Below are 14,953 nucleotides of genomic sequence, written 5' to 3' on the forward strand. Positions count from 1 at the left end.
CCGGGCAGAGCCGCATTACTTGACGCCGGTCATCGTCACGCCCTGTACGAACCGCCGCTGTGCGGCGAGAAAGATCAGGATCAGGGGAGCGGTGACCAGGGTTGCGCAGGCCATCAAGGGGCCGAAACTGTCACCCCCCTCCTGGCCGCGGAAAAACAGGAGGCCAAGGGTTGGCGGCGCCAGATCGACGGATCGGATCACGATCATCGGCCAATAGAGATCGTTCCAGTGGAAGGTGATCGAGAAGATGGCGAATGCGGCGAGGGCCGGCATCATGGCCGGGAGGATGATGCGGATGACGATTTCGACCTCGCTCATGCCATCGAGCCGCGCCGCCAGAATGATCTCGTCGGGAAAGGACCGGATGAACTGGTGAAACAGGAAAATCGCGAAGCCGGAGGTGAGGTAGGGCAGCATGACGCCCGCATAGGTGTCGAGCATGTCGAACCTGGCGAGCACGATGAAGATGGGCAGGGCCGTTGCTTGCGCCGGCACGGACAGGCTGAGGAGGACGATGGCAAAGATCAGGCGCCGGCCGCGGAACTCGAATTTGGCAAGGGCGTAGGCACAGGTCACCGTTGTCACGATCTGTACCAGCAGGATACCTCCGGTCATGATCGCGCCGTTCAGCATGAAGCGGGGAAGGGGGCTGTCCAGGAGCGCGCGGGCATAGTTGTCGGCAATCGAGGCGAAGAGCGGCGGCGTTTCGTTCAGTCTGCCGAAAATCTCGCCGGGCGCCTGGGTGGACGCCCGCCACATCCAGACGAAGGGATAGATCATCACGAAGGCGACGCTGGTCAGGACGGCATGCGCGAGGATCGGGCGAACGGAAAAACGCGCCATCAGAAATGCGCCTTTCGATTGCCGAGCCAGACCTGCAGCAGAGAGAAGGTGCCGATGAGCACCAGATAGACAACGGTGAGCGCGCTGCCATAACCGGCTTTGAGCGCAGTGAAGGTGTCGGTGTTAATCTTGTGCAGAAGCATCTCTGTCGCGCCGTAAGGGCCGCCATTCGTGAGCACGGCGACGGTATCGAACACCTGGAACGCCTGAATGCAGCTCAGCACGAAGATCACGATCGTCGTCGGCGCGAGGAGAGGCCAGGTGAGATAGCGAAGCCGATCCCAGAAACCGTCCATTCCGTCCAGGGCGGACGCCTCTTTCAACTCGCTGGATATGACGGTGAGGCCCGCGAGGAAGAGGATCAGGTTGAAGCCGATCAAATGCCAGACGCCGATGATCGAAAGCCCGATCAGCGCCAGCGTGCCGTCCGCAAAGAAATCGACCGGCGGCAGGCCAAGGCCCGCCAAGAGGTGGGCCAGGGGTCCGATATGACCATTGAGGAGATAGCTCCAGACAATCGACATGGCTGTTAACGTGGAGGTGACGGGCAGGAAGAAGACGATCTCGTAGAAACGCCGGGATCGCCGCCGGGCGTCGAGCAGCACGGCAAGGTAGAGGGCGCCGAAGACCGAGATGGGCACGACGATCGCGGTGTAGATGGCGCTGTTGCGAAGCGCGCCCCAGAAGAAGGGATCGGAAAGCAGCCGCGTATAGTTCCCCAGACCGACGACGTTCAGGGTCATGCGGCCGAGACGGTAATCCGTGAAGCTGATCAGCACGACGGCGAAAACCGGCGCAACCACGGTGGCGACAAGAAGAAGGAACGCCGGTGCCGAAAATATCCGGGCAAGCGTCGCATAGTTCACGGCGGCGCTGCGCAGCGCATCGTTGCCAGCCCGTGTATCAGACCGCGTGTTCACGACGGACCTCCTGCACCCGCCGCGACGGGAGAGGCAGTGCGCTGACTTGCCGTCCGGAAGCATCGAAGAAAAGGGCCGCACCCTCGGCGATCCCGAGCGGGATCCTCTCGCCCGCCGCTCGTCCCTGCCGCAACCGCGCAAAATTCTCCGGCCGAAGCTGGACGCGGATGGTTCCGGCGCCGATCTGCGCACCGTTACACCGGATGCCGACTTCGTTTCCGGTAAATTCGATCTGGTCTACAGGCAGCGAAAAGTCATGCCTTCCGTCATCGACCACGTGCAGGCGCTCCGGCCGAACGGCAAGCCGGTATTCCCCGTCCGGAAGACCCGCCAGGTTCAGCTGCAGCGGAACGCCATTGACCGACACGGCGCCCAGCCTGACCGTTGCCGGCATTTCGTTGATCGCAGTCGCGCCGACAAATCGGGCGACGGACAGATGATCCGGTCGGTCGTAGATCTCGTGCGGTGTCGCACACTGCCGGATTTCACCGTCCTCCATGACGGCAACCCGGTCCGACATTGCCAGCGCTTCGCTTTGGTCGTGTGTGACGTAGACGAAGGTGATCCCGCTGCGGCGATGCAGATCGATGATTTCAGCACGCAAGTCCTGACGCAATTTTGCATCGAGATTGGACAGGGGCTCGTCCATCAGAAACACGGATGGATGACGGGCCATGGCCCGGCCAACAGCGACGCGCTGCCTTTGGCCGCCGGACAGTTGCGCCGGCTTTCGGTCGAGAAGCGCCGTCAGGCCGAGCGGTTCGGCCATGTCCGCGACACGTCCGGCAATGTCCTTGCGGATGCAGCGCACCCTTGGCGATAACAGCGACGCGCCCGGCAGTCGTTGAAGGAAGGTGAGGCGCGACATCTCCAGCGGCACCGCCAGATTGCTGCGGACCGTCATGTGTGGATAGAGCGCGTAGGACTGAAAGACCATCGCGATGTCGCGGGCTTTCGGTGGCAGGGGCAGGATATCGCGACCGTCCATCAGGATGCGGCCGGCAGTGCAGGGTTCGAAACCGACCAGGAGCCGCAACAGCGTCGACTTTCCGCACCCGGAAGGCCCCAGCAGCGTCAGAAACTCTCCTTCCCGAATGTGAAGGTTGATACGCTTGAGGACCTGGGTGCGGTCGAACCGCTTTTCGAGATCTCGGATGTCGATGGAATGACCTGCCATATGCGTTTTGCTCTGTCTGGAAGCCTCCTTGCGGAGGACGTGGCCGTTCCGTCTGCATCGGGTGCAGCAGACACCTCGGGATCAGCAAAGCGCGACCGCACGATGATCTGCAGGCATTGCCGGCATGGCATTCTCTAGGGTCGTTTGTTGACGCCCGGATGACAGCGGGATTTCTGGCGCCGAAAAATTCGCAGTTCCTGCAGGGTGATAGCATGCACAAATAACGAAGCGTTTACTTACGTTCTGCAGCAAGCCGTTGACTCAAGGGTGGAAAACCGCTCTATCTCACCCATGTGCGACGGGCTCGACACGGGGACGTCCTCATGTCCTGTGCGGGATCTCGGGGACGCACAATCATCGACGAGATAACGCCTTGACGGAAGAAAAGCCTGAGGAAGCGGCTGAGCAGCCTCGACGACGACACCCGCGAAGGCCCGATCTTTCCCAGACGCGCATCCTCGAGGCCGCCACGGCGGAATTTGCCGCGAACGGGTTGGCGGGCGCACGTATCGACGCCATCGCCGACCGGGCCGAGATCAACAAGCGGATGATCTATCAGTATTTCGGCAGCAAGGAGATGCTCTATCAGGCCGTTCTGGAGAAGGTCTACCGGGACGTCTGGGATGCCGAAGCCGCCCTGCACCTCGATGCGCTTCCTCCACGAGAGGCGTTGGTCGCACTGATCACCTTCGTGTGGACCTATTATCTGGAGCATCCGGAATTCATCACGATCCTCAACTCCGAAAATCAGCTGAAAGCAGCCTATTTCCGAAAGTCCCGGATCCTGCGGGACGGGGCTGCGACGTCCCAGCCGCTCGTCGATGATATTCTGCGTCGCGGTGAGCTCGAGGGCATCTTCCGGGCGGGTATCGATCCGGTGCAGTTGAGCCTGACCATCACCTCGATCTGCTACTATTACTTCACGAACCAGGCGACGAGTTCGCTGGTCTACGGCCAACGCATGATGACACGCGCGGCGCTGGAAAAGCGCCTGTCGTTCAATGTCGAAACGATCCTCGCCCTCGTCGCGCCCCCTGCGCCGTCTGCGGCCTGACAAGGCGCGAATGCACGCATGACGGCTGCGTGCGAGCGTCTGCTGCAGTTTTGGAGCCACGCAATCCCGATGGCGACCAAAAGCTTAACCTGTCGACGCTACAACCTCCGGTCATTGAGCCGAATTCAGAAGGGGCGTGGGGACACGATGGGGGCAAGCAATCTCGTGGTCTACGTGCCGCCGCTGTTGTTCAACATCGTTGCCGTGACATTCTTCTGTCTGTGGCGCGCCGGGTTGACGCCATCCTGGCACTGGGCAGCGGGATTTGCCCAGACCGCGCTTGGCTTCGTGCTGTCGACGTTCTCCCTGCACGCCCTGTTCGACGCGTTCAGTTCGGGCATGGTTTTCATCGGTGCTGCCTATTGCTACGGCAGCGGGCTGATGATCCATTTCGGCGCACGGCGGCACCGTGTTGCACGGCGGGGCCTCGTCGTCGTCTACACACCGATCCTGGCCTATCTCGTCTTCATCGAGCAAAGCCTTGTCTGGCAGCTGTTCCTGACAGACGCAGCTTTCGCCGTCCTCCTCGGGATCGCCGTCGTGACTGTCGTACCACGTGCGTCCCGCCGCATCGACATCGGGCTTGTGGCGGCGAGCACGGTCGTCGTGTTCGACTCGGTGCTTCGGACCACCTTCTTTACGTTCTTTACCGAGTCGAGCGACCAACTCGGCGATTTTGCCAATTCTGCCTACAATCTGGCGGTTCATATCTCCACCATCACCGTTTGCATGATCTTTCCGTTCACGGCCCTCGGCGCGATCGTCTCGAAGGCCATCGAACGACATCGCGACGACGCGGAGAAGGACCATCTGACCGGTCTTGCCAACCATCGCGGCTTTGAGAAGGCGATCGAGCGAACCTTTGGAAACAGCACGCCAAGCGGAACGGCACTGGTCTTCGACATCGATCATTTCAAGCAGGTCAACGACACGTTCGGACACGCCACCGGCGACCGCACCATTGTCCTGCTGGCCGAAGTCCTGCGCCAGACCGTCGGAGCGTCGGGACATATCGCAAGGACAGGAGGAGAGGAGTTCGTCGCTTATCTGCCGGGCGCCTCGCCGAGCGATGGCCTGGCGGTCGGCAATCTCGTCCGGGTGTCGTTCGAGCATGCGGACTGGGCGCGTCTTGGCATGGATCGCGCCGTTACCGTCAGCGCCGGAGCCGCACCCGTGACCGAGGGACCGCAAGCCCTCGACACCGCCTTCGGCCTTGCCGATCGAGCCCTCTATGCGGCAAAATCAACCGGGCGCAACAAGGTCGTCTCCAGCGAGCACAGCGCCCTTGCAGACGCGGCCACACGGAACATCATCAGCGCCATCCCGGCGCCCCGTCTGGCGGCGTCGTCCTAGTCATATCCCAGCGACGGGCCCTCGGGCCTGGCTCATCAAGCGGATGGTTTGCTTCCTCGATCGGCATCGGCCGCCAGGGCGTCCTGCAGGGCCTGGACGAATACCCGCACCTTGGGCAAAACCAGCCGCGTGGTCGGGTAGACGGCCCAGATCGGCATGTTCTCGGGCGCGCCGTCGGCGAGCGTGACAGCGACAAGCCGGCCCGCCTGCAGGTCATCGCGGACGGCCCAGTGCGACAACAGCGCGATGCCTGCGCCCGCCAGGCAGGCGGCATGGCAGATGGCGATACTGCTCGACGAAAACCGCGAATGCACGCGGAGATGTTTTTCCCGCGCACCGTCCGGCGCCGTCTCGTCACGCATCGTCCAATGACTGGTGCCGTTGAGCGGAAGGCAATCGTGCAGGGCCAGATCGCCCACAAAGGCCGGCTGGCCACGCCGTTGAAGATAATCGGGTGCCGCGACCAGAAGCCGCGGATTGTCCGCCAGCTTTTGCGCGATCAAGCTGTTGTCGCGCAGATGGGCAATGCGGATGGCGAGATCGATACCCGTCGCGACGAGATCGGGAAGCGTGTCGGTCACGTCGAGCGAGATGCGCAGCTCGGGATGATCAGTCAGCAGACGGGGCACAAGCGGCGCCACGAATGCAAGGCCGAAGGCAGCGGATACCGAAACGCGCAGCAATCCGGCCGCGCCCCGGCCATCGGAGCGCAACCGCGATGTGGCCTCCTGCTCATTGTCGATGATCGACCGGGCATAGGGCAGAAACGTTTCGCCTTCCGGTGTCAGCGACAACGCGCGGGTGGTGCGGTGCATCAGCCGTATGCCGAGCGACGTTTCGAGCGCAGCCAGCCGACGGCTTGCAGCCATGGCCGGGATGCCAAGCCAGCGGGCTGCTTCGGCAAGGCTTCCAGCGTCGACGGCAATGGTGAAAACGCGCACGTCATCCGTGTTCATTATAACGATTCTCGATATTCAGGCCGATCATTTAGGCAGACTAAAACGGAATGAGATTAAATTGTAGAAGGGGGTCAACGAAAATATACGGAGAGACTTCGAGATGGAAACTTTGCAACATGCGAAGGCATCACCCTTACCCGGTGACGGAACCGCCAAGGGAACCGATAGGCTCGGCCTGCTGGCCATGGCGGCCGCCAGCGGCATCGCCGTCGCCAATATCTATTACAACCAGCCGATGCTGGGTATCATCGAGGCGGAGTTTCCCGGACAGTCCGCTGCGACGTTGATCCCGACCGCGACCCAACTCGGGTATGCGCTTGGCCTGTTTCTGCTGCTGCCGCTTGGCGATATCCTTCATCGCAAGCCGCTGATTGTCGGTCAGTTTGTCGTGCTGGCCGTCGCCTTGGCCCTGGCGGCTATGGCGCCGACGGCCTGGACGCTGGTCATGGCGTCGCTTGTGGTTGGCGCCAGCGCGACGGTGGCGCAGCAGATCGTTCCATTTGCGGCGTCACTGGCAACCCCCGAAAAGCGCGGTGCGACGATCGGCACGGTCATGGCGGGCGTGCTGTCAGGGGTCCTTTTCAGCCGCACCTTGTCCGGCTTTGTCGGAGAGCATGGCGGCTGGCGTGAAATGTTCTGGATTGGCGTACCGCTGGCTCTGGTCGCCGCAATCTTGATGTTCGTGACATTGCCCCATCACCGGGCAACCTCCAGCATGGCCTATGGCAAGGCGCTCCGCTCGCTGGCGCATCTCTGGGCACGCTTGCCGACGCTGCGCACGGCGACATTCGTTCAGGCTGCTCTATTTGCCTCGTTCACGGCGTTCTGGACGATCCTCGCCCTCTACCTGCAGGGACCGCGTTTCAACCTTGGCGCCGATGTGGCAGGTCTGTTCGGCGTGGTTGGCGCGGTGGGCATCTTTGCTGCGCCGCTCGCGGGTCGCGTCGCCGACAAGCATGGCCCGTCCTTCGTGGTATGGGGTGGTGCTATCCTGACGCTGGTCGCATGGGTTGTGTTTGGTCTTTGGGGCGCGATTGCCGGTCTCATCGTCGGCGTCATCGTGCTGGATTTCGGTATCCAAAGCGCGCTCGTATCGAACCAGCACCTCATCTATGCGCTCGACCAGCAAGCCCGTAGCCGTCTGAACACCATCTTCATGACCGGCATGTTCCTCGGCGGCGCATTGGGTTCGGCAGTCGCTACCCTCGCATGGAGCGAGGGAGAATGGACCGGCGTCAGCATCCTGGGTGGCACGCTCGCCATCATTGCGCTTGTGGTTCTGGTCCTCGGCCGCAATCGCTCGATCGCTTCCTCCGGCAAATAACAAAGGCGCCCATCATGAAAGCATTGCGTATTCGCGTGGTCGGCGGCTCGCTCGCGGGCCTGTTCACCGCAATCTTGTTGCAGAATGACGGCCATGACGTGGTTGTTTACGAGCGCTCCCACGCCGGCCTTGCCGGGCGCGGCGCGGGACTGGTGCCCCAGGAAGACGTCTTTCACATGCTGCGCAGGGTCGGCGCCGATCATGCAGCCAATGTCGGCGTGATGGCCCGCGAACGGATCTACTTCAATGCTGACGGCTCGGTCGCCCAGGCGCTGTCGATGCCCCAGATGCAGATTTCGTGGGATTTTCTTTACGCGGAGGTCTTGGCGCGCCTGGAACAAGGCCGGTACCAGACAGGACGGGCCGTTCAAGCCGTCATCGATGCCGACGATGGTGCTACCATCGTGTTCGCCGACGGCTCATCCGAGAAGGCCGACCTGGTCATCGGTGCGGACGGGCTTGGCTCGGTCGTGCGGGCGACCCTCAACGACGACCGGTATAACCGGTATGCGGGTTACGTTGCATGGCGCGGACTGCTGCCTGAAACGAACCTTCCTTCGAGTTCATCCATCCTGCTCGATCGTTTCGCCTTTTATATCCAGTCCGGCGTGCATATCCTCGGCTATCTGGTGCCTGGCCCTGACGGCGAAACAACGCCGGGACAACGGCGCTACAACTGGGTCTGGTATCGCCCCGTCAGTGAAGGCGGGCTCGCAAGCACCCTGACCGATCGTGATGGAACAGCCTACCCTTACTCCCTCCCGCGCGGCACGGTGGCCACAAGCCGGGTGGGAGCCTTGCATGCCGATGCGGTGGCGATGCTGCCGACCCCGTTCGCCCTCGCCGTCCAGGCAGAGGACACGCCGTCGATCCAGGCGATTTTTGACTACGCAGCTGAGCGCATGGTTGGACAATCCGTGGCGCTGGTCGGAGACGCAGCGTTCGTTGCCCGTCCCCATACGGCAATGGGTGTTTCCAAGGCTGCCGGGGATGCGATGTCCCTGCAACGACACCTGGCGCGCTCAAGCTCACTTCGAGACGGCTTGAAACGTTATCAGACTGAGCGGAAACCCATAGGAGAGCAAAGCGTTGCTTATGGGCGACGGTTGGGCGACTCGGCACTCTAGTTGCAGGAGCATGCTGCCTCGGGAGGATAAGTCCGTCCTTTCGGCCTTCCCCGGCAAAGGGATTATTTCAGTAATGGCAATAAACTCGAAAGTATTCCTGCAATTGTGATGGGGCACATCTGGCGGCAATATCAGGCGGTCAGACAAACACAGCATCGGCTGATGTTTCCAACACGAAATCGCAGGACGCGAGATGACCCAGCATATTTCTTCCATCACACGCAGAGGCGCGCTGGTTTCCGCCGGTGCTGCCGCAGCGGCTGCCGCACTTTTTCCTGCTTCCAGCTTCGCAGCCGAGACTGCATCCGCCCCCCATCCAATCGAAGGAAACAAGACCATGGCTTATGTAACCACCAAGGACGGTGTTGAGATTTTCTACAAGGACTGGGGTCCGAAGGATGCACAGCCGGTCGTGTTCCACCACGGCTGGCCGCTGTCCTCCGACGACTGGGACGCACAGATGCTGTTCTTCCTGTCGAAGGGCCATCGCGTCGTCGCGCATGACCGTCGCGGACACGGTCGTTCTGCGCAGGTGTCCGAGGGGCACGACATGGATCATTACGCAGCCGACGCATTTGCAGTGGCGGAAGCGCTCGACCTGAACAATGCCATCCATATCGGCCACTCCACCGGCGGCGGCGAAGTCGCTCGCTATGTCGCGAAGTTCGGCCAGCCCTCCGGCCGCGTCGCCAAGGCTGTTCTCGTCTCGGCCGTCCCGCCTCTGATGATGAAGACCGAAAGCAATCCGGAAGGGCTGCCAATCGAGGTGTTCGACGGCTTCCGCTCTGCTCTCGCCGCCAACCGGGCACAGTTCTTCCGCGACGTTCCTGCGGGCCCCTTCTACGGCTTCAACCGTGCGGGCGCCACGGTGCAGGAAGGTGTGATCCAGAATTGGTGGCGCCAGGGCATGATGGGCAGCGCCAAGGCCCATTATGATGGCATCAAGGCCTTCTCCGAAACCGACCAGAGGGAAGACCTGCGGGCCATCTCGGTTCCGACGCTGGTGCTGCATGGCGAAGACGACCAGATCGTGCCGATCGCTGACGCAGCCCACAAGGCAACCAAGCTTCTGAAAAACGGAACGCTGAAGACCTATCCCGGCTTTTCGCACGGCATGCTGACGGTCAATGCCGACGTGCTGAACGCCGATCTGCTGGCCTTCGTCCAGGCTTGATCGGCACTGGCGACGGGTGCGGCCTCCCACGCATCCGTCGCCGATCGAAACACACGATCATCTCATCTTATTCCCGTCGAAGCAGGTAACGCGATGCTCAAAAAACCGAAAGGCCAGACGCGTGTACCAGTTGCCATGCAGCTCACGACAGACCTTGTTGCGAGAAGCATCCGGGTGGTCGACGACGAAGGCCCAGAACCCAACTGGACCCCCATCTCAACGCGACAACTCGATCACCTCGTCCGCACGGTTGAGCAGGAGGCTGGGGACGAGGGAATATGGGTTTTCGCCTACGGATCCCTGATGTGGAACCCCGGTTTCGACGTGTCCGCCCGTATGGAAGCCGTGGCCCATGGATGGCACCGTGCGTTCTCGCTCAGGATCGAGCGCCTGCGGGCCACTTCGGATGCGCCGGGCCTTATGTTGGCGCTTCGGCCGGGAGGAAGTTGTACGGGCCTCATCCTCAAACTTCCGCGTGCGAGCAGGAGGCAGGATCTGCGCACTCTTCTGGCGCGGGAGATCCGGTATTCGGAGGTGTGCGATATGGTTCGGTGGGTCACGGTCAGGACTGCTACGGGCACACGTCGCGCCCTGACGTTCTGGGCAAGCACGAAACAGTCTCAGCTCACGGAGAAAATCTCACTCGACGATGCTGCGGTGCTGATCGCACAGGCGTGCGGACCTGCCGGTTCATGCGCGGAATATCTGCATCGGACTGTGTCGGATCTGGTGGACCGCAACATCCACGATCGAAACCTGTGGCAGCTTCAGGAAAAGGTTGCGAGAAAGCTTCGCGCGATGCCGGAAGACTGAGCCCAGTTGTCAGACGCGCGTCAGTCCAGCATCACCATGTGGGCCGCAACCTGTTCCTCAAAGAACTTCGAGAACGAGGCAATACGGGGCGGAAGCGCTTGGTAGGGCGGATAAAAAAGCGTCAACCACAGGTCGGTCGGCGCCCAGCCCTTAAAGACGTGGATGAGGCGGCGACTTCTCAGGTGATCGGCAATATTGAAGCCCGGCAACAAGGCAACGCCTGCACCATCCGCGGCCATGTCCGCCAAGACTTCGCCGCTGTTGGCGCTGAAGGCCCGGCCCGCTGAAATGGAAAGACTCGATCCCCCGTCCGACAGCACCCAATTCTCACGACGGCTTTCCCCGCTATAGGCAAGGCAGTCATCCGGCTTCAGCTCGCTGGGATGCTCCATCGCGGCGAACCGGCTGCCCGGTGCGGCGACGAGGATGCGTGGTACCACCCGAACCTTCCGCCAGATCGTGAACTTGTCCGAAGGCTGCGACGAAATGCGGATGGCGAGGTCATAATCGTCGTCAACGATGTTTACCAATCCATCAGACAGCGAGATCTCGAAACTCATCTTCGGATATCGCTCCTTGAAGCCTGAGAGGATCGGCGGCAGAACAGTCTTGCCGAACCACGTCGGCGCGCTGATCCGCAAGCGCCCTTCGTCAGCCTTGTGCGCGTTCATCACCTCCCGGCGTGCATCCTCCAGAGCTTTGACCGCAGGCTGTATCTGTGCGGCGAAGATTGCCCCGTCTGTCGTCAGCGATACCTGTCGCGTGGTGCGCACAAAGAGCTGCACGCCGAGTTCGGCCTCGAGTGCGGCGATGGCCCGCGTGACCGCCGCAGGCGTCATGTCCAGTTCGCGCGCCACTTGGGCAAAGTTTCGCTTCTCGGCGGCGAGCAGGAAGGTGCGGAGAGCTTTAAAATCGTTCATAGCATTATTTCACACAGTGCAACTCATTCGCAATGAATATTGCAATTCCGGTGAGTGATCAACAGGCGTAGTTTGCTCCCATCAGATCACATAGCGCCAAGGAAGGCATCGTCATGATCAAGGATATCAAGGGACTGCATCACGTAACCTCGATGGCATCGGATGCCCGTCAGAACAACCGCTTCTTCACGGAGACGCTTGGCCTGCGCCGCGTCAAACAGACGGTGAACTTCGACGACCCGAGCGTCTACCATCTGTACTATGGGGACGAAAACGGCTCTGCCGGAACGGTCATGACCTATTTCCCGTTCCAGGACATGATGCTGGGTCGCCCGGGTGTGGGTGAGGTCGGCGAGACACAGTTCTCCGTGTCGAAGGGGTCGCTGAAGTTCTGGCAGGATCGGTTCGCCGCGCACGGCGTCGACGGTCTGGAAACCGACACTGTCTTCGGTGACAACCGCCTTCGTTTCATGGGTCCGGATGGAGACAGTCTCGCGCTGATCGAATCCGCGAACGACACCCGCGCTCCATGGCTGGCCGATGGAATTCCCGGCGAAGCGGCCATACGCGGATTTGCGGGCGCCCGCTTCAGCCTGCACGACATCGCGGCGACCGAAGAACTGCTCGGCTTCATGGGCTATCAGCGTGTCGAAAAGCAGGGCAATGTCACCCGTTTCATTATTCCGGGCGGCAACGGCGCGGATACGATTGATCTCGCTGAGTTGCCAAAGACTGCCTCTGCACGCCAGGGCGCAGGATCGGTGCACCATATCGCCTTTGCCGTGGATAACCGTGAGACGCAGCTGGATGTGCGCAAGGCTTTGATGGACACCGGGTATCAGGTAACCCCGGTCATCGACCGCGATTATTTCTGGGCGATCTACTTTCGCACACCAGGCGGTATCCTGTTCGAAGTTGCCACCAACGAGCCCGGCTTCAATCGCGACGAAGACACCGCGCATCTCGGAGAAGCACTGAAGCTGCCGAGCCGATACGAGGAATTTCGAGACCAGATCCAGGCCAACCTCGTGCCGCTGGCTGCGTGACACGTCCCGTCAAACGAGTTGCCTTCGCAAGGGTTCGATTGACTTCGAGGCAATGGCTTGAGTGAGTTTCGATGGAGAAACGCCAATGGATCAGTTGGGAGCGATCAGAGCCTTTGTTCGCGTCGTCGAGGCGGGATCTTTTGCGAAGGCAGCGGACACGATGGGGGCGCCGCGATCGACCGTCAGTAAGCTTGTTCAGGATCTCGAGACCAGCCTGGGCCTCAAACTGCTTGAGCGCACGACACGGTCGATCAGCGTAACCTCCGAAGGCAACGCCTACTACGAGCGGGCCATTCGTCTGATTGCCGATTTCGAAGATATGAACAATGAGGCCACGCGCGGGCGCCTTGCCACGCGTGGCAGACTTCGGATTGACGTCGGAGGTACCTTTGCCAATGCAATTCTGATCCCTCGGCTGCCGGAATTTTACGCGCTTTACCCAGATATCGAGTTGCATCTCGGTGTCACGGAACGTCAGGCCGACATCGTCGAAGAGGGGATAGACTGCGTAATACGGGCCGGCGATCTACCCGGTACATCAATTGCTGCGCGGAAGTTATGCAGTGTCGAGATCGTGACCTGCGCCACGCCGGGATATCTCGAACAACATGGCGTGCCGGCTGCTCCCTCGGATCTGGAGCAAGGTCACTTTTTTGTGCAGTATTTCTTCGCACGCAGTCTGAAGCCGGCACCTGTTCGCGTGATGAAAGGCAAGGAGAAGATCGAGATTTACAGCCCGATCAAGCTATCCACCAGTGACGCGACGGCGCATCTGCAGGGGATATTGGCGGGGTTGGGCATCGGACAGACATTTGAATTTCTGGCTCGACCCGCCATCGCCCGGGGCGACCTGGTTCCCGTCATGCGCGACTGGGCTCCGCCACGGTACCCGGTGCACATCGTGAGACCCGCAGGGCGATTTCCGAGCGTAAAATACCAGGTCTTCGCAGACTGCGGGCGTGTTTGCCCACTACGACGCTGGTTCAATCACTGCCTAGGGCTTTGTCCACATTCATGGATAGCTACTCCACAGTCACGAGCTTCTCCGATCCCGCGTTTGAAGCTATCCCGCTGATGTGAGCGAGTCTTGAGCGGGCGCGCTTGGGCCGGGGTCTCTGTCTCGGATGCAGGAACGTCGCCCAAGGTGTCTCAGGTGTCGACCTTTGGTGTGGAATTGCGTTTGTGAATGGTGATCAGGGAGCAGCGTGGAAAAGTACCCGCGAAAAAGCGGAGCGGCCCGCACGGACGAAATCTCCGAGGTCGAACCACCAACGGACAACCCTTCTGCAGAGCGCCAGCGGAGCCCGTATCGCGTCCACTCCGGAGCTATTGTTGCGATTTGGTCAATTCATTCGGGAATAATATTGCAATTCTAAGAGCGCTTTTTACGGGCTAGTTTTGGTTTCAGCAGCCGAAGCGAGAACAAGCGAACCCTCCCATCTGCTCTCTAAACCGGCTTCTCACCACCCGCATTCGCGGTTCAAACAACCGAAAAGGAACGTACCATGTCCAAGCTCGAAGTCCTGACCCCGGCCAACAGCCAGCTCATCTTCATCGACCAGCAGCCGCAGATGGCTTTCGGTGTTCAGTCGATCGATCGCCAGACGCTGAAGAACAACGTTGTCGGTCTCGCCAAGGCTGCCAGGATTTTCGAGATCCCAACGACGATCACCACCGTCGAAACGGATTCCTTTTCCGGCAACACGTATCCGGAACTGCTCGCGGTCTATCCGGAGAACGATATCCTCGAGCGCACGTCAATGAACTCCTGGGACGATCAGAACGTTCGTGACGCACTGGCCAAGAACGCCGCGGGCGGCCGCAAGAAGATCGTCGTCTCGGGTCTCTGGACCGAAGTCTGCAATACGACCTTCGCGCTTTCGGCCCTCCGTGATGTTCCCGACTACGAGATCTACATGGTCGCCGATGCATCCGGTGGCACCTCGGTCGACGCCCACAAGTATGCGATGGACCGCATGGTACAGGCTGGCGTGATCCCCGTGACCTGGCAGCAGGTCCTGCTTGAGTGGCAGCGCGACTGGGCCCGCAAGGAAACCTACGCTGCCGTCACGACCTTGGTGAAGGAGCATTCCGGAGCCTATGGCATGGGCATCGACTATGCCGTCACCCATGTTCACAAGGGCGCAGAGCGCGTCACCCATGGCAAGCGGATCGGTCCGAACCCCGCCAAGTAAGATGCCGGCCGAACCACTCCGACCAACCTCGTCGGAGTGGTTCTTCTC

General features: G+C 60.9%; 13 protein-coding genes and 1 pseudogene. 9 read left to right on the plus strand and 5 right to left on the minus strand.

The window, feature by feature from the left end:
* Positions 1 to 15: 15 nt before the first annotated feature.
* From ASG03_RS11995 to ASG03_RS12005, 3 genes are read right to left on the minus strand one after another with little or no spacing between them, the layout of a single operon-like run.
* Complete coding sequence (locus ASG03_RS11995) at positions 16 to 843, minus strand: carbohydrate ABC transporter permease (protein ID WP_062693723.1); 828 nt, start codon at positions 841 to 843, stop codon at positions 16 to 18.
* Positions 843 to 1,763: a carbohydrate ABC transporter permease gene (locus ASG03_RS12000; RefSeq protein ID WP_062693724.1), complete on the minus strand. Its 921-nt coding sequence runs from the start codon at positions 1,761 to 1,763 to the stop codon at positions 843 to 845. The genes ASG03_RS11995 and ASG03_RS12000 overlap by 1 nt, the downstream gene beginning before the upstream one ends.
* Positions 1,747 to 2,940 carry an ABC transporter ATP-binding protein gene (locus ASG03_RS12005; protein WP_062693725.1) on the minus strand — a complete coding sequence of 398 codons (1,194 nt, stop codon included), beginning with the start codon at positions 2,938 to 2,940 and terminating at the stop codon, positions 1,747 to 1,749. Before ASG03_RS12005 ends, ASG03_RS12000 begins: the two co-directional genes overlap by 17 nt.
* A gap of 373 nt (positions 2,941 to 3,313) precedes the next feature.
* Between ASG03_RS12005 and ASG03_RS12010 the strand changes: the two genes are divergently transcribed.
* Together ASG03_RS12010 and ASG03_RS12015 are read left to right on the plus strand one after the other, a co-directional pair.
* Positions 3,314 to 3,994, plus strand: a complete 681-nt coding sequence (locus ASG03_RS12010) for a TetR/AcrR family transcriptional regulator (RefSeq protein ID WP_062693726.1) — start codon at positions 3,314 to 3,316, stop codon at positions 3,992 to 3,994.
* A 147-nt stretch (positions 3,995 to 4,141) separates the two neighbouring features.
* Complete coding sequence (locus ASG03_RS12015; RefSeq protein WP_062693727.1) at positions 4,142 to 5,347, plus strand: GGDEF domain-containing protein; 1,206 nt, start codon at positions 4,142 to 4,144, stop codon at positions 5,345 to 5,347.
* 35 nt (positions 5,348 to 5,382) lie between these two features.
* On the opposite strand, the gene ASG03_RS12020 is transcribed toward ASG03_RS12015, so the two are convergent.
* A complete protein-coding gene (locus ASG03_RS12020; protein WP_062693728.1) occupies positions 5,383 to 6,303 on the minus strand; it encodes a LysR family transcriptional regulator in 921 nt (306 codons plus the stop codon).
* 103 nt (positions 6,304 to 6,406) lie between these two features.
* Between ASG03_RS12020 and ASG03_RS12025 the strand changes: the two genes are divergently transcribed.
* The 4 genes from ASG03_RS12025 (at position 6,407) to ASG03_RS12040 (ending at position 10,744) form a co-directional block, all read left to right on the plus strand.
* The gene (locus tag ASG03_RS12025) at positions 6,407 to 7,630 is read left to right on the plus strand and encodes an MFS transporter (RefSeq protein WP_062693729.1); all 1,224 of its coding nucleotides are present in this window, start codon (positions 6,407 to 6,409) and stop codon (positions 7,628 to 7,630) included.
* A 14-nt stretch (positions 7,631 to 7,644) separates the two neighbouring features.
* Positions 7,645 to 8,757: an FAD binding domain-containing protein gene (locus ASG03_RS12030; RefSeq protein ID WP_062693730.1), complete on the plus strand. Its 1,113-nt coding sequence runs from the start codon at positions 7,645 to 7,647 to the stop codon at positions 8,755 to 8,757.
* Positions 8,758 to 9,094: 337 nt separating this feature from the next.
* Positions 9,095 to 9,931 (plus strand): alpha/beta fold hydrolase, encoded by an 837-nt coding sequence (locus tag ASG03_RS12035; protein WP_338012396.1) that lies wholly within the window; start codon positions 9,095 to 9,097, stop codon positions 9,929 to 9,931.
* Positions 9,932 to 10,024: 93 nt separating this feature from the next.
* Positions 10,025 to 10,744, plus strand: coding sequence for a gamma-glutamylcyclotransferase (locus tag ASG03_RS12040; protein WP_062693732.1), 720 nt, complete (start codon positions 10,025 to 10,027; stop codon positions 10,742 to 10,744).
* Between the two features lie 20 nt (positions 10,745 to 10,764).
* Here ASG03_RS12040 and ASG03_RS12045 read toward each other — a convergent pair whose 3' ends face one another.
* Positions 10,765 to 11,664 carry a LysR family transcriptional regulator gene (locus tag ASG03_RS12045; RefSeq protein ID WP_062693733.1) on the minus strand — a complete coding sequence of 300 codons (900 nt, stop codon included), beginning with the start codon at positions 11,662 to 11,664 and terminating at the stop codon, positions 10,765 to 10,767.
* 113 nt (positions 11,665 to 11,777) lie between these two features.
* Here ASG03_RS12045 and ASG03_RS12050 point away from each other — a divergent pair, with 113 nt between their 5' ends.
* From ASG03_RS12050 to ASG03_RS12060, 3 genes and pseudogenes are all read left to right on the plus strand, one after another.
* Complete coding sequence (locus ASG03_RS12050) at positions 11,778 to 12,710, plus strand: VOC family protein (RefSeq protein WP_062693734.1); 933 nt, start codon at positions 11,778 to 11,780, stop codon at positions 12,708 to 12,710.
* Positions 12,711 to 12,795: 85 nt separating this feature from the next.
* Positions 12,796 to 13,708 (plus strand): annotated as a pseudogene (locus ASG03_RS12055) (LysR family transcriptional regulator).
* A gap of 507 nt (positions 13,709 to 14,215) precedes the next feature.
* On the plus strand, positions 14,216 to 14,905 hold the full coding sequence (locus ASG03_RS12060) for a hydrolase (protein ID WP_062693735.1): 690 nt from the start codon (positions 14,216 to 14,218) through the stop codon (positions 14,903 to 14,905).
* Positions 14,906 to 14,953: the final 48 nt, after the last annotated feature.

It is taken from the genome of Rhizobium sp. Leaf341 (assembly GCF_001424325.1).
Classification (GTDB): domain Bacteria; phylum Pseudomonadota; class Alphaproteobacteria; order Rhizobiales; family Rhizobiaceae; genus Ferranicluibacter.